Origin of the sequence: Clostridium cavendishii DSM 21758 (genome assembly GCF_900141845.1) — a bacterium.
Lineage (GTDB): Bacteria > Bacillota > Clostridia > Clostridiales > Clostridiaceae > Clostridium_AG > Clostridium_AG cavendishii.
Genome location: NZ_FQZB01000004.1, coordinates 122,701 through 143,851, shown reverse-complemented (window position 1 = coordinate 143,851; position 21,151 = coordinate 122,701). Strand labels below are relative to the sequence as shown.

Here is a 21,151-nt window from a genome sequence, read left to right as displayed (position 1 = left end):
TAAAGCTATAATGTTAAATATAAGTATACAAATTGGATGAGAGGGTGGATTTATGCAAAAAAGAATAATTAATAGATATGGTATATTAATAATCATGATTATTTTAAGTATGTTTACTATAGTATCATGTGGAAAAGAAAATACTGCTAGTAAACAAGTGAAAAATGAGAAAAGGGAAGCTCCAAAAGAGTTACCTATAGCTACAATAGTAATAAAAGATTATGGAACTATAGAGGCTGAATTATATCCTCACATAGCACCTAATACAGTAAATAATTTTATAGAATTATCTAATAAAGGTTTTTATAATAATTTAACATTTCATAGGATTATAAAAGATTTTATGATACAAGGTGGAGATCCAAATGGAAATGGTCAAGGTGGACCAGGATATAGTATAGAAGGTGAATTCACGGAGAATGGATTCCAAAATGATTTGAAACATGAAAAGGGAGTACTATCAATGGCGAGAACTAATGAGCCTAATACTGCTGGAAGTCAATTTTTTATAATGACAAAAACAAATAAAGGACTTGATGGTAAATATGCAGCGTTTGGAAAAGTAACTAAGGGGCTAGATATACTTGATAAAATTCAAGTTGTAAAAACTGATTCAAATGATAAACCGGAAACTCCAGTAGTAATAGAGAGTATAAAAGTTGATACTAAAGGAATAAAGTACGAGGCACCTAAGAAAAATTAAAATATTGATGGAAAAATACTGAAATCCTATGTTAAATTTAATATAGGATTTTAGTTTTATGCTATTTAAATAATTAGCATAATAAAAATCAAGAAAACATTTTAACGTAGATTTTGAAATATATATATTAATTAAAAAAAACAGTAAACAATTTACTTTTCATAATAAATTGATTACTGTTTTATTTTATAAAGCACTTAACAATCTTTGCTAGTACCAACATAAATAAAATTATCAGTAACATTGATAATAAGAAGATACCAAATAATAATCTTTCGACTATTAGTTAGCAATTCTTTACTTATGAAGATATACTTAGCTCAACTATATAGAATATTTATATAACTATAGATAACCTTTCGGCTACATATAATCATTTTAACACTTTATATAATCTTAGTTCGACCTTATATCATAAGTTGGAACCTCAATTTAATCAAACTAATCGACTAAATAAAAGCTTTTCCTAACAATATAAAATCTTCTCTCCGACTAAATATAAGCTAAAGCTTTTTAAAATCTTTAACCTATAAATAATCTTTGACTGATTTATATATACCTCTTTAAGAAGCATATATAAATTTTGACTAGACTGTTAAGCACCTTATGATATTATCTTAACCATTTTGATTAAGTATATACTGGGGATTAGAGGAAATAGTATTTTTATTAAATTTTGAATTCACTTACTATATTATTTAATGTTACTGCTAAATCAGCTTGAGTTTCAGCAACCTCGGCTACTTCATCAGTACTTACCTTAGTATCATGTACAGTACCAGCTATTTCAGAGGCACCAGAAGCTACTTCTTCAACAACAGCAGAAACTGACTCTAAAGATTTTATTAATTGTTCTACTGAATTTGATACATCTTCAATATTTGTTGTAAAGCTAGTTATTAATTCAGATACATTATTTGCATCTTCTAATGAAAGATTAGCTCTATTTATCATTTCATTATAATCTGCAGTAACTTTTTTATCTATAAATTCTAATATTCCGCCTGACGTTTGTGACATATTTTCAAAAGCATTTTTAACTTGTCCAACTATATTTTGGATATTATGGACAGTTTCAGTTGATTGAAGTGCTAATTTCGCAACTTCGTCAGCTACAACAGCAAAGCCTTTACCGTGTTCACCAGCTCTAGCAGCTTCTATAGCTGCATTTAAAGCAAGTAAATTTGTTTTAGAAGCAGTTTCTTCTATGATTGCAGCCATATTGGTAATTTCTTCCACTATTTTTCCATCTTCAATAGCTGTCAAAATAGCAATTTCTTTTTCTTTATACATATCTAAAGTGATTTTTTTTGAAGTTTCGGATTCTTCCTTCATATTCAAAGCTCTAGTTTTGATCTCCATAGCAGAATTATTTCCATCTTTTGCTTTTGAATTAAGTTTTAATATAGAATTTTTTATTATTTCACTTGAAGAGTTCATTTCTTCTGTAGAAGCACTAGTTTCTTCCATAGCTGCTGCTATTTCTTGAGTTCCAGCATTAATAGTTTGAATTTGTTTATTAATTTCAGAGATTACTGCTGATAGTTCTTCGCCACTTGCACTTACATTTTGACTATTTGATGAAATATTAGTTACTATATTATTTAAATTACTATTCATATCATTTATTGCTTCAGCAATTTGACCTATTTCATCTTTAGAATTAACACTTAATTTAGAAGTTAAATCTCCTTTAGCAACTTTTTTAATGATTTCTAATAATTTAGGAATATCTTTTAATATTTTAGTAGTAACAAAATATAATGCTAAAATTAAAAGAATTAAACCACCTATATAAGTAGAAAGTAAAAGTATGTTAAACTTTACAAGCTCTTTTTCTACTTCAGATTTTGAGATAACTGTTCCAACAGACCAACCATTGGATTTTATAGGAGCATATGCGGCATAAAGTTCAGAATTATCTAAGGTATAAGTAGCAACATTACTTTCACCTTTAATCATTTTTTTACCTACTTCACCAGGTGTACCAGCATATTCAGTAAATTTATCCTTTAAAATTTTTGTTTCATCAGGATGATACATAAATGTTCCAGTTCTGTCTAAAAGGAAAGTATAACCTGTTTCACCAACCTTATATTGTTTCATAATTTCAGGTAATTTATCAATTAAATAATCTACAGCAACAGCACCTATAGATTTTCCATTATTATCTAACATAGGATATGCAATTGTAATAACCATTTTTCCTGATACTGCGTCTTTATATGGTGCAGTATAATATAAATTACCTGCTTTTAAAGTTTCGGAGTACCAAGGTCTATTATTGACATCCCAATCAATAGGACTGTCTTCACCAGTTTCATCAATTAGATAACTTGCTTTTTCAATTACCATATATACTGAGGATGCATTTTTATCAGTTTCTTTTATGCTTTTTAAACTTTTAACAACGTTTGTAAAGTTAGGATTTGTTTTAACATCATCTCTAGTTTTAACTTCAGTCATTAAATTTTTGATAGAGGAATTTGTTGTCATTTGAGTAACTAATGTTCCGCCTCTTTCAAAAAAACTATTAACATCTTTAGATATTATTGTAGCATTATCTTCTAAAGATTTATTAATATTTTTAGTTAAAACATTTTTGTTATAGTAATTAACTATAACTCCTGTAATTGTAAAAACAAGCACAGTTATAGCAATAAGACTAGTTAGTACCTTTAATAGAATACTTTTGTTAATTTTGTTAATCAATTTTTATCACTCCTACTTTTCTTTTGGTAATACATTTAATTATCGATATTAAATTCATTATATTAATATTTAAATATTTCCATGTATACATAACACATAGAAAAGACTTTATTTAAAATTAAATATTTTTTTAAATATTATATTATGAGTTTTATATGAATATATTGATATATATATTTATATATAGGAGGTCAAAATGAATAGTGATAGGGAAGAGCTGAAAAAAGCGACTTCTGGTGAATTAAATTTTGATGAAACAGAACCATATGAACTTGAGTATGAAATTCAACAGCCAAATCCTGAGGAAATTGAAAGTGGAATTCAAGATGGAATCTTAGAATCAAATATAGATGAGAATGTAAATGAAAGTAAAAAAGAAATAAACAAAGAAAAAATAGAAGAAAGTAAAGAAATAAATATAGAAAAATTATTACAAGATATTCAAAATTCAATTAAATTAAATAAAACATTAGTTCAAAATAATTTAAATACAAATAGTAATAGTAAAAGTAAAAAGAATACAACTAATACAGATGCTACAGCTAGTAACACAGATACTACGGCTTCTCCGACTATCAGTGAATCTCTTGCTAAAACATTGGTAACATTGACTACTATAAATGGAATCAAAGATCAAGTATGTTTATTACCATTAGATTTTTGTATGAGAAATTATTTTAATAACTGTGTACTTCCATTAGTTTCTACGTTAGATTTTATATCAAGAACGTCTTTTAATTTATCAGCATCAGTTGGGGTATTAACAAATTCACCAATTGTTCCAGTTAAAAGATCTCAAGTTAAAGATACAATAGAATTAATATATTGTATAAATGCACAATGTGAAGATGTTTATAGAATTGCATGCAAAAGAATAGAGATATTACTTGAATATGCTAGATGCAATAAAATATAACAATTTTGATTATATAAACAAAAAACAGTAATTAAATTTATTTATTATAAATTTGATTGCTGTTTTTTAAAGAAAGTATTTGAAAGTTTTAAACATTATAAATGAAATTAGTATCAATTCTCATGAAAAATAGATCAAATAGTAATTTGATGATTAATATATTTTTATAAAGTATGTATAAGTCTTTATTTAATTATTATGTACTTTATTAGTGATATATTAAGTGTATATTAGAAATTAAGAATAAAATGCCTGTCCTTATTGGACAGGCATTTCATTAAAATTTAAATTCATTTACTATATTGTTTAATGTTACTGCTAAGTCTGCTTGAGCTTCAGCAACTTGAGCTACTTCATCAGCACTCACTTTAGTATCATTTACAGTACCAGCTATTTCAGAAGCACCAGATGCTACCTCTTCAACTACCGCAGAAACTGCTTCTAAAGATTTAACTAATTGTTCTATTGAGCCTGATACATCACCAATATTTTTTGAGAAGTCATTTATTAATTCAGATACATCATTAGCATCTTTTAGTGAAAGGTCAGCTCTGTTTATCATTTCATCATAATCTAAAGTAACTTTCTTATCTATAAATTCTAATATTCCACCTGCGTTTTGAGATATATTTTCAAATGCAGTTTTAACTTGTCCTACTAAGTTTTGAATATTTTGAACAGTTTCAGTTGATTGAACAGCTAGGTTTGCAACTTCACCAGCTACGACAGCAAAGCCTTTACCATGTTCACCAGCCCTAGCCGCTTCTATAGCTGCATTTAAAGCAAGTAAGTTTGTTTGATCAGCAATTTGGCCTATGATTCCAGCCATACTATTGATTTCTTCTACAATTTTACCATCTTCAATAGCTCGTAGAATAGCTATTTCTTTTTCTCTATACATGTCTAAAGCAGCTTTCTTTGAAATTTCTGATTCTTTTTTCATATTTAAAGCTCTATTTTTAATTTCAATAGCAGAATTATTTCCGTCTTGCGCTTTTGAGTTAAGATTTACAATTGCACCTTTTATTAATGCACTTGATGAATTCATTTCCTCTGTAGAAGCACTAGTTTCTTCCATAGCTGCTGCTATTTCTTGAGTTCCAGCATTAATAGTTTGAATTTGTCTATTAATTTCAGAAATTACTGCTGATAATTCCTCACCACTTGCACTTACATTTTGGCTATTTGCTGAGATTTTTCCTACTATATTATTTAAATTATTATTCATATCATTTATTGCTTCAGCTATTTGACCTATTTCGTCTTCAGAGTTAACATCAACTTTGGATGTTAAATCTCCACCAGCAACTTTTTTAATAACTTCTAATAATTTAGGAATATCTTTTAATATTTTACGAGTAACAAAGAATAATGCTACAATTAAAAGACCTAAGCCAATTACATAAGTAGTTATTAAAATAGTATTAAATGTTACAAGTTGTTTTTGCACTTCTGATTTAGTAATAACAGTTGCAACTGACCAACCATTAGATTTAACAGGAGCATAAGCAGCATAAACATCTGAATTGTTTATAGTACAAGTAGCAACACCATTTTCACCACTGATCATTTTTTTACCAATTTCTCCAGCTGTACCAGGAGCATCAGTGAATTTTTCTTTTAAAACTTTGCTTTGATCAGGATTATACATAAATGTTCCAGTTGTATCTAAAAGGAATGTATAACCTGTTTCTCCAGCCTTATATTGTTTCATAATCTCAGGTAATTTATCAATTAGATAATCTACACCTACAGCCCCTACAGATTTTCCATTAGCATCAAATATTGGATAAGCTATTGTAATAACCATTTTGTTTGTTAATGCATCTACATATGGTGCAGTGTAATATAAACCTTTTGCTTTTAAGGTATCCCAGTACCATTGTCTTTTATTAATATCCCAATCAGCAGGGCTATCTTTACCGTTGTCTACAAATATATAGCTTGGTTTTTCTAATGCTATATAAACAGCAGAAGCATTTTTATCTGTTGCTTTTATATTTTGTAAGCTTTTTAGAACAGTAGCATAGTTTGCATTTGCTTTTATATCAGCTTTTGTTTGAACAGCCTCAGCTAATGAACGAATAGAATCATTTGTAGCCATTTGAGTAACTAATGTACCACCTTGTTCAAAAAAACTGTTTACATCTTTAGATATAACTGTTGCATTATCTGTTAAAGACTTATTTATATTCTGATTCAAAACATTGCTATTGTAGTAATTGACTACAACTCCGGTACCTGCAAAAACGAATATAGTTACGCCAACAAGACTAGTTAAGACCTTTAATGAAATACTCTTTTTAATTCGTTTAATCAATTCTAAACACCCCTAATTTATATATTTTTTCTTTTGTTTATATTCTAATTATCGCGGCCAAATTTATTATATTGAGAAGTAAATAGTGGTACAGATTATTTATAATTAGAGATTTAGGTAAATATAACTAGACTAATTATAAAATATATAATTTAAAATAATCAAAAAAAAAACAGCAACTAATTTATTAATAATATAATAAATTAATTACTGTTATATATAAAGCACATAACAATCTTAGCTAACACCAATATAAATATTAAAAAATTTATTATTAATAGATGAATATAATACCAAATAGTAATCTTTCGACTATTATTTAATAACTATTCAACCATTAAGATGCTTCGCTCAACTATATAAAATATTTATATAACTATATATAACCTTTTGGCTATATATAATCACAGTTAACACTATATATAATCTTAGCTCGATTTTATATCATAAGTTTTAACCTAAATTTAATCAATTAAATCGACTAAATAAAAGCTTTTCCTAACAATATAAAATCTTCTCTCCGACTAAATATAAACTAAAAAATAAAATTTTTAATCTATAGATAATCTTTGATCGATTTATATATATTTTTAAAGAAAACATATATAAATCTTAACTCAACTGTGATGTGCCTTATGATATTATCTTAACCATTTGTATTTAATATATACTGGAATTTAGAGTAAGAAAATTTAATATAATATATAGCAAAGCAGTAGACAAAATTTATCTACTGCTTTGCTATCTTAAATTATTAATTAAATTTTAAATTTTCCTATTTCTTCATTTAGTTTATCTGTACTTTGTTTAGTATTTTCTACTTCACTTAATATATCCATAGATTTTTGTGTTATATCTATAATTTTTTCTGCAATGTTTGTTGTACCATTAGCTCCTTCATCAGCAGCTTGAGCTACTTGGTCGATTGTTCTTACCATATCTTTAACTGATTCTAATAAATTCTCAGCTGTAGAACTAAAGTTACTTACAAGTTCATCAACAAAGTTTGCATCATTGCTATACTTTTCAGAAACTTCAAGCATTGTATTATAATCTTTTTGTACTTCTACTTCCATGAATTTAAGTAAACTATTTGAACTTGTTGCTAAATTATTTACAGATTCAGTAACTTTTTCAGTTATACCTTGAATCTCTGCTACAGTTTCTTTTGATTTTTCAGCAAGTCCTCTTATTTGTTCTGCCACAACAGCAAATCCTTTACCAGATTCTCCTGCTCTTGCAGCTTCAATGGCAGCATTTAAGGCCAAAAGATTGGTTTGTGTAGTTATTTCCATAATTGATTCTGAAAGGATATTTATTTGTTCCACTACTTTTGAACTTTCAATAGCTTTTTCTAGGTTTGATTTACTATCTAAAAATATTCCTAATGCTCTATTTTGAGAATCAGTGAAATTACTTTTAATAGCAATAGCTCTATTATTTATTTCTTCAGCAGCTAAAGATCCCTTTTGAGCTCTTCCTGCTATATCTTCAATAGCTCTATTTATTTCTATTGAGGAAGCGCTCATTTCCTCAGTTGATGCAGATGTTTCTTCCATTCCAGCAGATAATTCTTCTGTTGTAGCTGAAACTTCTTCTATATTAATATTAAGATTTTTAACATTACTTGAAACAGTATCAACAACATGCTTAATATTTTCAGATTCTTGTTTTACGTTGCTAATTAATGCTTGTAAAGAATATTGCATTGTATCAATCGTATTTACAATATCACCTATTTCATCTTTTCTGTTCTTAATATTTGTATCAAATTTTAAAGTAAAATCTCCTCGAGAAATATTCTTTAAATATTCCATAGCTAATTTTAATGCCTTTACAATAGAATTTGAAATAACAACTGTAAGAAATATTGATCCTAATATAGAAACAATGAATACTGTTATGAATATTATTACTGCATTTTTATAATCTGTTTTATTTTGATTATATAAATTTTCTGCTAATTTAGTATTATATACAGCTAATTCTTTTAAGTCTTTTTGAAAGCTTTCAGCAGTACTTTCAACTGAAGCAAATGCGTCTAAGGCTTCTTTAGATTTACCGTCAATTGAAAGTTTTGTAATATCATTTATAGATTTTTTATATGGTACAAGTTCTGATTCAATATTTTGTATTAATTTTTTTTCATAATCATCAGTTTTTGTCTTTTTGTAATTTTCCCAGTTATTATCAAAATTTTCTTGTCTTGTTTTAATATCATCTAACTTTACTGATTGCTTATTTTTATCTCCGACATGTAAAATGGCATAATACATATCAGCTTCTATACCTCTAGATTGGTTTCTATTATCATTCAACCATTGAATTGATAGTAATTTTTCTTTATATAATGTTTCAACCATGTTGTTAGATTTAAGTAAATAGTAGTAACCAACTCCGCTAATTGTACAAATTAGAACAAACATTGAAATTGAAAACATCAAAATTTTTGTTCTTACTTTTAAATTATTAATCATTTATCTGAACTCCTTTTTATAAGTTTATATTACAATTTTCGATAAAAATCGTCATTTCTTTAATGGAATTTTAATTATATGTTTGAAGTGATTTTTATATTTTTAAAATTTGAAAAAATTATTAATAAGTTTATTGAAAAACATTTGTAAAGAATTTTAAGAAAATTAATATTTAGTATTAATTACTAATAGTTTTAAAATTCAATTCATTAGTTTATAATGGATATATATAATAAAGTGAATAAATGGAGGAAATGGATATGAAAAAATTCAATTATTCAATACCTACTGAGATTTTCTTTGGAAAAGGTCAAATAAGCGTATTAGGAAGAGAAATAAAAAAATATGGTTCTAAGGTTTTATTAGTTTATGGTGGTGGAAGTATAAAGAGAAACGGAATTTATGATAGTGTTTTAGAAATCTTACAAAAAGAGCAAATAGAAGTCTGTGAGCTTGGAAGTGTAGACCCAAATCCTAGGATAAATAGTGTAAGGAAAGGTGTAGAAATCTGTAGAGAAAATAGTGTGAATTTTATTCTAGCTGTAGGAGGAGGAAGTTCAATAGATTGTGCAAAGGTTATAGCAGCTGGAGTTTCTTATAAAGGAGATGTTTGGGAATTAGTAGTTGATCCAAGAAAAGTAGAGGATGTATTACCAATAGGTACTATACTAACTTTAGCAGCAACAGGTTCAGAAATGGATGGATTTGCAGTTATATCTAATCTAGAAACAAAAGAAAAATTAGGAACTGGTCATGATAAAATGAAGCCTAAGTTTTCAATTTTGGATCCAACATATACTTATACAGTACCTAAAAATCAAACAGCAGCAGGAACAGCAGATATTATGAGCCATGTTTTTGAGGTGTATTTTAGTGATACAAAGGAAGCTTTCCTTCAAGATAGAATGGCAGAATCAATACTTAAAACTTGTATAAAGTATGGTAAGGTAGCAATTGAAAATCCACAAGATTATGAAGCGAGGGCAAATTTGATGTGGGCATCTAGTTTGGCAATAAATGGACTCTTAAGCTATGGTAAAGATACAAATTGGTGTATACATGGAATAGAACATGAGTTAAGTGCTTATTATGATATAACACATGGTGTAGGTCTTGCTATAATAACTGTGCCTTGGTTTAATTATATATTAAATGATGATACTTTATATAAATTTGTAGAGTATGGGGTTAATGTTTGGGATATAGATAAAAATTTAGAGCATTATGAAATAGCCAAATTAGCTATAGAAAAGACAGCTAACTTTTATAAAGAGTTAAATATCCCTATGAGTTTAAAAGAGCTTAACATCACAGATGAGAATTTTGAGAAAATGGCAGAAGGTGCTGTAAGGTATGGGAATATAGGACAAATAAAATCTTTAAATAAGCAAGATGTAATAAATATATTAAAGAAATCTTTATAAGTTTTACTTAGCTTAATTAGATTTATTGATTAATGTTATAAATTGATAAATTAAAGTTAAGAAGTTATTATACTTAATCTTTAAGTATATAATAAATAATATATACTAATACTAAGTTTTGAAAAGTCTATAAGTTTATACTTATAGACTTTTCAAAACTTTAAAATCTTTTACAGGGTTATTTTTATGGAGGTGTTTAATAATGAATTTAATAAATAATAGATACAGGGTTGTAGGAAATATAAAAAAAGATAATCTCTTAACATCGTACATAGTTATAGATGTTATGGATAACTATAAAGTACAGCAGCTTAGCATTATTAACTCTGAAGTTATAACTAGAAGTAAAATAGATTTTTTAATAGAAGAATTTTTGTCATTAACCAATATTGAGAATAGTAATATAATTAAGCTTTTTAATTTTGGATTAATTTACTCTATAGATGGTAAGAAAATTAATAAAAAGGAATACTTTTACACAAAAGAATATGCTGAAAATAATATAAGCTTTAATAGTTTAGTTAAGCAAATAAATGAAGAGGAAGTTTTAAATATATTTATTAAGTTATGTAAAGGTATTAATTATTTACATGTTAGAGGCTTTGTTTATGGAGAATTAAATATACAGAATATAGTTATAAACAAAAAAAATAATATATATAATATATTACTTAAAGATATACCTACAATAGAAATTGAAAAAGAAGAGTGGAAACAAGATAATATTACAGATGTTTTTAAAAATAATGAAAGTATAACTGATAATAAAAAGGATATATATGCTGATATATATGCTTTAGGAATACTTTTAATAGCTTTATGTGGTGAAAATATTTATGATGAATCAGATATAAATAAAAAAATAGATAATTTGAAAAATAAAGTTTCAATAGGAAATGATTTTTATAAAAAAATTATAAATATAATAGAAAGAATAATTTTTGAAAAGAGGAAAGATCGCTATGAGACAGTAGGAGATATAGTTAATGATATAAATACAATTTTTAATAAGAATTATTTAGCACTTGAAAAAAATGATATAGAAAAACTTATATTTAAAACAAAAATTATAGCAAGAGATTATGAGATTAAAAAGGTAATAAGTGTTTTTAATGATAGTATTCATCATAAAAGCATAAATAATAATATAGTGGTGCATGGTGAACAAGGAATAGGAAAAACAAGATTATTAAAAGAGTTAACTTATATTTTTAATATGAAAAAAATTGATGTTTATTCAAGCTTTTTACTAGGAAATAAAATTAATAGAAGTAATATAGCACTAGTTGAAATATTTAAAAATTTAGTAGCTGAATGTGATAATGAAATTGTATATAGATATGAAAGTGAACTTATAAATTTTATTCCAGAACTTGCAGAAATGAAAAATATTGATAGAGCTGAAATATTAGAAGGTGAAAAAGAAAAATATAGATTAATAAGTAGATTATATAGTTTTATTAAAGAAGCAATAAAAAATAAAACTATAATCTTTATAATTGATAATGCACATTGCCTAGATGAATTTTCTATTGATTTTTTAGAATATTTCAACAGTCAAACAGTTAAAGATAAAAATATAATAAGTATAATTTCTTATAATGACACAGAATATTTTTCAAATAATAGATTTTATAATTTTATAAATAAGAATAATAACTATATAGATATAAAACTTGAAGCTTTTAATAGTGAATATACTTCAAAAATGATTCAAGAAATACTTAGCATAAATGAAGTTCCTAGGTCATTTGCAAATATAGTATATAATAAAACTTATGGTAATCCTTTATTTATAGAAGAAACATTAAAAGATTTCCTCTCTAAGAAGTTGATTTATGTAAATGATGACTATATATGGGAAACTTTATATGATAGTTTTGAAGAGTTACCAATTGCACCTACGATGGAACAAGCTCTTTTAAATCAAATAAAAGAAATTGATGATATAAGTTATGAAATCTTAAGTAATATGTCAGTTTTCAATATAGATATACCTATACAAATTATACATGCTTTTAACAAATCTTATAATATAGATATAGAAAAATATATAGATGCTTTAATAAGTAAAGGAATACTTTCTAAAAAGGCTGATAATAGAGGGTGTACTTTTAATTTTTCAAATAAAGTGTTGAAAAATCTTATTTATGAAAGGATAGATATTAAAAATCTTAAAGATAAACATAAACAGGCAGCTGAAATATTAGAAGAAGTATTTAAAAATGATGATGAAATAATATATCACCTAGAAAAGTCTGGAGATAACATTAAAGCTAGAGAATATTGTATAGAAAATGCATATAAGATGGAAAGACTTAGAATAATGGATAGGGCACTTTCAAACTATAAAAAGGCTCTAAGCTTATTTTCTGAGGAAGAAAATATTATAGCTAAAATAGATATAGTTATAAAAATAGGTGACTTATATTCTAATGCTGGTAATTTATCAAAAGCTATAGAAATATATAATGATGTATATGATTTTACAATTCATGAGGATAACAAAAAATTACAAGTAGATATGCTTAATAAACTTGCTAGTGTTTATCAAAGAAAAAATGAATTAGAAAAAACTTTAGAATTTATAAATAAAGCAGATGTTATTTTAAAAGAAATAGATTATATAAATGGTTATTTAGAGAATAGAAGAGCATTAGCTATCATAACTAGTATGAGTAGAAATTACGAAAAAAGTATAGATATATGTAAGGAATGTATAAGTTTATGCACAGACGAACACTTACAATTTAAAGCTTTTATGCATAATATTCTTGGAGTAATATATTATGAACAATCTAAAATAAAGGATGCTGTTGAAAATTATAATTTAAGTAGACAATATTTTGAGCAAATAAATGATATTTCAGGTATGGTTACGTCATTAAATAATATAGGAGTAATTTATTCAGATTATTATCAAGATAGTGAAAAAACAATAAAATATTTTACAAGGGTATTAGAAATGGCTGAGGAAAATAATATTATAAGTATGAATATATACTCATTAATAAATTTAGCTTCGGCATATTTAGAAAATTTAGATTATGATTTAGCTCTTAAATATTTTAATGAAGCTTTAGATAAGACAAGAAAAAGTGAAATAGAAACAAACGTATTTTATATTTATAATTGTATAAGTTATGTACTTTTAAAGTTAGATAAATATAGAGAAGCTAATGAATATTATATAAGAGCAGAAAAAGAGTTAATTGAACATCCAAATCAAGGGAAATTGATAAGTATTTATTACCAAATAGGAGCAGAGCTATATTATAAGTTTGGAGAAATAGATAAATCTTATGATTTATTACAAAAAGCATTATATGTATATAATAACGATAGAACTACCCAGTTTAAAAATGCTAATATGCTTATATATATATTAAGTGTTGAAAGAGCGAATAATTTATCAGAAATACAAAAAAGTATAGAAGGGTTTAAATTTATAATAGAAAGTTACGGTAGCGCAAATAAAAGTATTGATTCATTATATGATATGTGCATTGTGCTTATTAACAAGGGATTTAAAAATGATGCTATAAATTTATTAAATGAAAATATTTTAGATGAGAATGTTGTAACAGTTGATAGCGTAAAGCTTAAGGGTATATATTTAAGAAATCTTATTAAAAGAAGAGATAAGATTATTAATGAGATAAATACTAATTTAGAGCTTGCAAGAAGGATAAAGGATAAATTGCTGAAGTGGAAGATATTGAGTGATGTAGGTGATTACTATATTAATAAAAAAAATTACTTTTATGCTGCAAATTATTATTTTGAAGCATGTGAAATTATAAAAACTAATACACTTCAAGTACCAGAGGATAAAAGAGTTAAGTTTTTTAATTATCATGATATGATTAACCCTTTTTATAAGTTTAATGAAATTAAAAATTTATATACAGCTATTCCTGATAAAAATAAAATTAGTCATTCTGCTTTAAAAGATTTAAATAATCTTTTTAGCTATGACAAATTTGTAGAGATATTAAACAATGATAATTTTATTAGTTCTGCAAAAAACATATATAGGTCAATTCTCCCAGAAGGAATTAGTAGTATAAGAGATCTTATAATAAATATGACTGATGAACCAACAAAAATTTTAGATATTATTATTAAGATTTTAGCAAGTGATGTATTGGCAACTAAAGGATTAATAATTTTGAGAGATGACAATGTTAATTATTCAGTAATTGCATCAACTAATGAGGAGAATGATTTAGAGGGAATAAAAGTATTTTTAGAAAAAGTTGAAGACACAAAGAAATCATTAGTTATAAGTGAAGCAGCTTATGATAAAAATAATATAAATTTAAAGTGTTTACCTAAAGGGATAAAAGCTATAATGTGTATATTCATTATGCCCAAGGTATATATATATATGGAATCTGAAACCATATTAAATAATTTTAATGAAAATAGTTTATCAAAATGTATGGAATTAAAGCAATTTATAAGATTTATTATAAACACATATAAATTGAAGCTTACAGCAAATATTGATAAACTTACACAAACATTAACTAGAAAAGCTATAGAAGAGGTTTTAGAGAATCATATACAAATGGCTAATATGGGAAATGGGATTTTTTCTATAGTAATATTTGATTTAGATAATTTTAAGGGGATAAATGACAAGTTCGGGCATCAGACTGGTGATGACGTATTAAAAAAAGTCACTAATGTTACAATGGATTCTATAAGGGATGGGGACGTTTGTGGTAGATATGGTGGAGAAGAATTCATATTAATCCTTAAAAATGCTGATAGTAACTTAGCATTTCAAATAGCAGAAAGAGTTAGAAAAAATATTGAAAATAAAGATATATTAGGTGATAAAAGACCAGTAACAGTAAGTATGGGAATTGCTACATATAAGGAACAATCTGAATTTAAACAACAACTTATAGAGAAGGCAGATCAAGCGCTTTATGTAGCAAAGGAAAATGGAAAAAATAGATGTGAAATTTGGAAAGAGGATCTTGATAATAACAAAAAATATACGAATAAATTATCTGGTATAATAAATGGAAATTTGGTTCAAGATTCAAGAAAAGTATTAGTCATGGTAGACTTTATAGAATTAATTAAGGAAATAGATACTACAGAAAATAAGATTTTTAATTTACTAGGTAGGATAATTGAAATTACAGAGGCAGAAAAAGGGTTGTTTTTTAAGGTAAAAGAAGGAGTTATTAAAGAAAAATATTCGAGAAAAATCTTTGAAGATGCTTGGAGTAATATAAGAAATTTTAATGAAAAAATGGTTGCGAATGTTATAACTACTAAGCAAGAAATATGTACTATAGATTGGGATGATATAACAGGTTATGATCCTATTACTGGAATTCCAGAATGGAATTCTGTAATAATAGTTCCTATGATAAAATCAGGTGCAGTAAAGGGAGTTATTTATTTGACAACATCTATAAAAATTAAAGAGTTTAAGTTTGAAGATTTAAATTTTGTTAAGACTTTAGCTCAATTAGCTGTAGCAATATTATAGATAAAGTATAAAGATTTTCTTAGAATAAAGATGTGAAATGCTTTCAAGGTAATTTGCATCTTTTCTTCTTTTATGCGAGGAATATATTGGATTTAATTAGTTAGGTTTTTAATAAAATTATAAAATGTGTAGTTATGAATTTTCTGAAAATATATTTTTAAAATGTAAATAAAAGAGTATAATAAAATTAAAAACCGAGTAATATAATGGAATAGATGGGATGTGAGTAGGGTGGAGCTTAAGGAATATTGGTATACTGAAATGAATAAAAGAGTATCTAGAAGAAGTTATATTAATGAGGATATAGAGATAAAAAAAATAGAAGCTTTACAAAAATTAATTTATAAAATTAATAGCAACGCAGATTTAAATATACAATTAATCAAGGACTGCGAAGAAGTTTTTAAGGGTTTTAAAGCATCTTATGGAACTATAAGCGGAGCTAAGTATTGTTTAGCATTAGTTGGAGATAGTAATGATAAAAATATAGAACTTAAGTTAGGCTATTATGGTGAGGCTTTGGTATTAGAGGCTACCTCTTTAGGACTAGGAACCTGTTGGATTGGTGGAACTTATAATAAGAAAGCGCTAGAAAATATAATAAGTATTAAGGATGATGAAAAGTTATATATTACTATAGCCCTTGGCTACGTTAAAGATGAGAAGAGTTTAAAGGAAAAAATTTTAGGAAAAGTAGCTAAGGATAAAAATAATATAGAAGATTTAATAACTCTTATAAATTGTAGCATTCCTCAGTGGTTATTTTTTGCATTAGGATCAGTAAGAAAAGCTCCTTCAGCATTAAATAGACAACCGTGGCATTTTGAATATGATGGTAACAAAGTTAGATCATATATTAAAGAAACCAAATCTAATTATGAAAGAATAGACTTAGGTATAGCATTGATACATTTTGCATTAGGTGCAAAAAAACTTGGTGTTGATGTGACTTGGGATTTAAAAGGCGATGAGGCTGTATATATAGAAAAACAATAATATAAATAATCATTTTAATGTATAATATATAAGCTAACTTTTATAGTTAGTTTATAATTTTGAAATTAATCAATATATTAATAATTAAATAATATAAAGTCAGATGAAGAAAATATTTGCAATTTATAAATTATGTGATATAATAAAAAAGTAAGTTATGGCTCATTGGTCAAGAGGTCAAGACGCCACCCTCTCACGGTGGAATCAGGAGTTCGATTCTCCTATGGGCTACCATTAAACTCTTAAAGCTTGTAGATACTAGCTTTAAGAGTTTTTTTATTTTGCTTAAAAAGCGTTGATAATATAATTTTTACACAATTTTCACACTATAAATTTTATAGGATACTTAAAATATCGACTGATTTTCTTTTGAGGCTATTCTTCATACGGTATATGAAGATAGTAAGTTTTAAGTAAGAAACTTAGGTTGCTTTTGGTTAAAATCCTTCAAAATATTAGCATTTTAATTTCAATAAGAATTTATTATATAAAATTTACTTTATTTATAAAATATAAGGAAAAATGTAGAAATATTTTCCTTGAAATTGAAAATTATGTAGTTATATAATAGTAACTGTAGTAATTTTTAAGGGGGAAATATAAATGAAAAAGAAAATTAGTTTAGTTTTAAGTATTATTTTAGCATTTACTTTTTTTAGTTTTTTAAATCCAACGAGTGTTAGAGCAAAGAATTTAAATGATACAACTGAGAATAGTGCTAAGTTTGGAACGCAACTTTTACAACCTGAAAATGGATGGAAAAGATATGATGATACAAATTCATATTTTCAATATAATGGGGAAAGTTGGGTTGCTGCAGAAGATGGAGGTGGTTATGAGGGTAGCTATCATGTAGCAAAAACAGCTGGTGATAAAGTTTTATTTAAATTTTATGGAACTCGTTTTAGAATAATAACTAATATTAATAAAGATAGAATAAATGATGACACAAATCAGGTAAAAATAGATGGCACAGTAGCTAGTAATTTTAATGAATATAGCGAAAGCTCGATATACAAAGCTTTAGTGTTTGAATCATTACCATTATCATTAGGATATCACACTGTTGAAATAGAGGTAAATGGTCTTTTTGTGTTTGATGCTATAGACATAGATGAAAAGGGAGAATTAAAACCATATGTAGATTCAATAACATTAGATAAATCATCAATAAGTTTAGTAACAGGAAAATCAGAGCCACTAATAGCTACAGTAAAACCAGACAATACAACAAATAAAGAAATTGAATGGTCATCAAGTGATAAAGGTATTGCTGAATATAAAGATGGAAAAGTAGTAGCAAGTAAAAAAATAGGAACTGCAACAATAACTGCTAAAGTTAAAGGCACTGATTTAAAAGTAACTTGCGAAATTAATGTAACCGAAGATAAAAGTAGATCTATATTAGCTATAACAATGGTAAATGGAATAACTAAAGAATATGATGTATCACCAGATGAAATATCGGCTTTTGAAAAGTGGTTCGATTCAAGTAATGGTAAGGGACAAGTTAGATATGGATTTAATAAAAAAATAAATCCATACAAAACAGTAAAAGAATATGTAGTATTTGATAAAATAGCTTCATTTGAAATTAGGTCATATGAAGCAGATAAATAAGATATTAAGAGCATCTATAAGGGTGCTCTTTTTTGTATTTCTTAGAATATTGAGGTGAGGTGTACTATGAATGAATTATTAGAATTATCCGTAAATCAAGGGCTAGGATACGGACTTTTTGTTTTTCTACTCCTGTATGTCTTAAAAACTACAGGTGAAAGAGAAAAAGGTACCAGGACCTATTGGATAAACTAAGTGAGAATTTCAATATAGTTGAAAATGTCCAAACTGATGTTAAAGAAATAAAAGATCACATATTCAAAAAGTAAAGGGAGATGGAAATATTGAAAAAACAATTTAAAATCTTATCAGTATTGGTAGCTTTATTGGCTACCTTTTCTTTTTCTTCAATTATGGTACAGGCTTTACCAATTAATCAGCAATTCATAAATAATAATAGAAGTTATAGAAGCCTAAGACCTATAGGAATTGTAATTCATGGTACTTGTAATGAAGGTGCGACTGCACAAAATAACAGGGATTATTTTAACAGGGTATATGTAGGAGCTTCGGCGCATTATTTTGTGGATTGGAATGGAGTAATACAAATTATTCCAGGTAATGAACAGGCATGGCACGCTGGAGGTTATGCAAATAGAAATTATCTTAGTATAGAGATGTGTAATCCTAGAAGCGGTAATATAGAACAATTCAATGAGGGATATAAGAATACAGTTGAATTAGCAGCAAGTATATGTAAATCTAATGGATGGAATTCAGCTAATAATATTTTTAGTCATAAGTATATAAGTGATACTTATAGGCAGACAGACCATCAGGACCCATATTCTTTTCTAATTCAATACGGTAAGTCTTGGAATACTTTATGTCAAGATATTCAGAATGCTATTAATGGACAAAGTATAAATATAACTAGTCCTAAAGAAGAAAGTAAGCAAGTTAATACAAAGCCTATAGTAGGGTTTACTTATGCTAATAATGCAAAAGTAGAAGGAGACTTTTTATATGCAAGGGATTCAGAAGGGAATGTAATTCCTGGCAGATGAGTATCAAGTGGAGATAACATAACCGTATTGGATATCAGTCACAGCAAACAATTACTATTAGTTGAGTATCCAACTAATTCAGGAGTTAGACAAGCGTATGTTAAAAATGTACCTTCTTTAGTACATTATTATTATGAAGGACAATATAAAAACGGGAGTACTAGAGAACTTGCATATTTAAATAATGAATGTTCTAATAGATTCGGTAGTTTAGATGCATGGGAAAATGCAACACCTTTATTTAGAGATAAAAGTGGACGACTTAATCGGGTGTATTCAACTAACAAGGGGAAAAATACAAAAAATGGATTTGTAAAATATAACGAGCATTTCAATAAATTTTAGGGAGGAATAGAAAATGGAAGAACAACTTTTAAATCAAATAATACCAATACTAATAACCGCTATAATAGGGATTATAGCAACTGTAATTAAAATTGTAGGAGATGCTGTAATAGAGCTAATTAAGGCAAAAAAAGAAGAGGCAACCCAAAAAATTATACAAGGACAGCATGAAAAAGAAGTTAAAACAGCTTTAGAGGTATGGAATATAGTAGAAGAACATTTTAGAATAACAGAAGTTATAGGAGATACTATTCAACTTAAGATTATTATGTTCAATGATTTATTATTAAAGAAATTACCTGGATTAACTCAAGAACAACTAGACTATTTAAGGCAAACTATAGCAGGAGAATTTAATAAAGGTAAACAAATTCTTGCAGAAGATAAAGCAAAACAACAAGCTCAAATAAATACACAATTACAACAAGAGAATGAAGTATTGAAGAATAAGTTAGCTACAATTCAAAATACAGTAGCATAATCAAAAGCTAGAAAAGAAGCAGAGAAGAAGTTGTTCGGAGACTTCTTGGAATGGTATAATAATGAATATAAAAAATAAAGCGTAGAATTAACTACGCTTTATTTTTTTATTACATATACAAACGTAGGTTATCATACAATTTTACATAATTATTATAAGTTATCATTAATCTGTCAGTTTCAAGCTTTACACCATAACTGTTTTGTAAAGTTCTTAATGAAATTTTAAGTTCACCCCATCCTCTTGCAAATGATGCTTCTTTAGTGCTATTATTCCAAGATACATTAATGTCATCATACCCACATGCACTTGTTACATTTTTATATCCTGACCAAGATGGTATTTTAGTAGAATAATCAGTAGCATATGCATACGTTGTCTGAATTTCATCCTTTTGAATTTCATTTGCTTTAACAGTTGTTGAAGTAAATGTTAAAGCAGATGCCAATAATGTACCTGTTAAAATTGATGTTAGTAAGATTTTTTTCATTTAAAAATTCCTCCTTTTTATTTTGATTACATAAATAGAATATCATTAGATTGATTTTATGTAAATATATTCAAGAGATACAAAAAAGTTACAAAAAGATTACGGAAAGATTACAGAAATTAGCATTCTTATATTGAGAAATTAA

13 protein-coding genes, 1 tRNA gene and 1 pseudogene are annotated in these 21,151 nt (G+C 26.4%); 11 read left to right on the top strand and 4 right to left on the bottom strand.

The features are described 5' to 3' along the window. Positions 1-52 precede the first annotated feature (52 nt). A complete protein-coding gene (locus tag BUB01_RS02685) occupies positions 53-703 on the top strand; it encodes a peptidylprolyl isomerase (protein ID WP_072985039.1) in 651 nt (216 codons plus the stop codon). 669 nt (positions 704-1,372) lie between these two features. Here BUB01_RS02685 and BUB01_RS02680 read toward each other — a convergent pair. After that, the gene (locus tag BUB01_RS02680; RefSeq protein ID WP_072985037.1) at positions 1,373-3,415 is read right to left on the bottom strand and encodes a methyl-accepting chemotaxis protein; all 2,043 of its coding nucleotides are present in this window, start codon (positions 3,413-3,415) and stop codon (positions 1,373-1,375) included. Positions 3,416-3,611: 196 nt separating this feature from the next. Here BUB01_RS02680 and BUB01_RS02675 point away from each other — a divergent pair, with 196 nt between their 5' ends. Then, positions 3,612-4,331, top strand: coding sequence for a hypothetical protein (locus BUB01_RS02675; protein ID WP_072985035.1), 720 nt, complete (start codon positions 3,612-3,614; stop codon positions 4,329-4,331). A gap of 277 nt (positions 4,332-4,608) precedes the next feature. On the opposite strand, the gene BUB01_RS02670 is transcribed toward BUB01_RS02675, so the two are convergent. Together BUB01_RS02670 and BUB01_RS02665 are read right to left on the bottom strand one after the other, a co-directional pair. Continuing rightward, positions 4,609-6,651 carry a methyl-accepting chemotaxis protein gene (locus tag BUB01_RS02670; RefSeq protein ID WP_072985033.1) on the bottom strand — a complete coding sequence of 681 codons (2,043 nt, stop codon included), beginning with the start codon at positions 6,649-6,651 and terminating at the stop codon, positions 4,609-4,611. 758 nt (positions 6,652-7,409) lie between these two features. Next, positions 7,410-9,128: a methyl-accepting chemotaxis protein gene (locus tag BUB01_RS02665; RefSeq protein WP_072985031.1), complete on the bottom strand. Its 1,719-nt coding sequence runs from the start codon at positions 9,126-9,128 to the stop codon at positions 7,410-7,412. 260 nt (positions 9,129-9,388) lie between these two features. Between BUB01_RS02665 and BUB01_RS02660 the strand changes: the two genes are divergently transcribed. The 9 genes and pseudogenes from BUB01_RS02660 to BUB01_RS02620 all read left to right on the top strand — a co-directional run bounded on the left by BUB01_RS02660 (position 9,389) and on the right by BUB01_RS02620 (position 20,516). Then, on the top strand, positions 9,389-10,552 hold the full coding sequence (locus BUB01_RS02660) for an iron-containing alcohol dehydrogenase (protein ID WP_072985029.1): 1,164 nt from the start codon (positions 9,389-9,391) through the stop codon (positions 10,550-10,552). A gap of 202 nt (positions 10,553-10,754) precedes the next feature. Beyond that, on the top strand, positions 10,755-16,067 hold the full coding sequence (locus BUB01_RS02655) for a diguanylate cyclase (protein WP_072985027.1): 5,313 nt from the start codon (positions 10,755-10,757) through the stop codon (positions 16,065-16,067). 222 nt (positions 16,068-16,289) lie between these two features. Then, positions 16,290-17,063 (top strand): nitroreductase family protein, encoded by a 774-nt coding sequence (locus BUB01_RS02650; protein WP_207649970.1) that lies wholly within the window; start codon positions 16,290-16,292, stop codon positions 17,061-17,063. Between the two features lie 159 nt (positions 17,064-17,222). Next, positions 17,223-17,297, top strand: a tRNA-Glu gene (locus tag BUB01_RS02645). Positions 17,298-17,666: 369 nt separating this feature from the next. Then, positions 17,667-18,683, top strand: coding sequence for an Ig-like domain-containing protein (locus BUB01_RS02640; RefSeq protein ID WP_072985025.1), 1,017 nt, complete (start codon positions 17,667-17,669; stop codon positions 18,681-18,683). 66 nt (positions 18,684-18,749) lie between these two features. Continuing rightward, positions 18,750-18,952 (top strand): annotated as a pseudogene (locus tag BUB01_RS02635) (BhlA/UviB family holin-like peptide). A gap of 15 nt (positions 18,953-18,967) precedes the next feature. Beyond that, the gene (locus tag BUB01_RS02630) at positions 18,968-19,690 is read left to right on the top strand and encodes a peptidoglycan recognition protein family protein (protein ID WP_072985023.1); all 723 of its coding nucleotides are present in this window, start codon (positions 18,968-18,970) and stop codon (positions 19,688-19,690) included. A 27-nt stretch (positions 19,691-19,717) separates the two neighbouring features. Beyond that, on the top strand, positions 19,718-20,035 hold the full coding sequence (locus tag BUB01_RS02625; protein WP_072985021.1) for a hypothetical protein: 318 nt from the start codon (positions 19,718-19,720) through the stop codon (positions 20,033-20,035). A 13-nt stretch (positions 20,036-20,048) separates the two neighbouring features. Then, positions 20,049-20,516: a hypothetical protein gene (locus BUB01_RS02620; protein ID WP_072985020.1), complete on the top strand. Its 468-nt coding sequence runs from the start codon at positions 20,049-20,051 to the stop codon at positions 20,514-20,516. 109 nt (positions 20,517-20,625) lie between these two features. Here BUB01_RS02620 and BUB01_RS02615 read toward each other — a convergent pair whose 3' ends face one another. Continuing rightward, positions 20,626-21,006, bottom strand: a complete 381-nt coding sequence (locus BUB01_RS02615) for a hypothetical protein (RefSeq protein WP_072985018.1) — start codon at positions 21,004-21,006, stop codon at positions 20,626-20,628. Between the last annotated feature and the right edge of the window lie 145 nt (positions 21,007-21,151).

What these genes read in the sequence shown, in the direction of transcription:
- BUB01_RS02685 (WP_072985039.1), top strand. Translation starts at nt 53, where the DNA reads ATGCAAAAAAGAATAATTAATAGATATGGTATATTAATAATCATGATT.
- BUB01_RS02675 (WP_072985035.1), top strand. Translation starts at nt 3,612, where the DNA reads ATGAATAGTGATAGGGAAGAGCTGAAAAAAGCGACTTCTGGTGAATTA.
- BUB01_RS02665 (WP_072985031.1), bottom strand. Translation starts at nt 9,128, where the DNA reads ATGATTAATAATTTAAAAGTAAGAACAAAAATTTTGATGTTTTCAATT.
- BUB01_RS02660 (WP_072985029.1), top strand. Translation starts at nt 9,389, where the DNA reads ATGAAAAAATTCAATTATTCAATACCTACTGAGATTTTCTTTGGAAAA.
- BUB01_RS02655 (WP_072985027.1), top strand. Translation starts at nt 10,755, where the DNA reads ATGAATTTAATAAATAATAGATACAGGGTTGTAGGAAATATAAAAAAA.
- BUB01_RS02640 (WP_072985025.1), top strand. Translation starts at nt 17,667, where the DNA reads ATGAAAAAGAAAATTAGTTTAGTTTTAAGTATTATTTTAGCATTTACT.
- BUB01_RS02620 (WP_072985020.1), top strand. Translation starts at nt 20,049, where the DNA reads ATGGAAGAACAACTTTTAAATCAAATAATACCAATACTAATAACCGCT.
- BUB01_RS02615 (WP_072985018.1), bottom strand. Translation starts at nt 21,006, where the DNA reads ATGAAAAAAATCTTACTAACATCAATTTTAACAGGTACATTATTGGCA.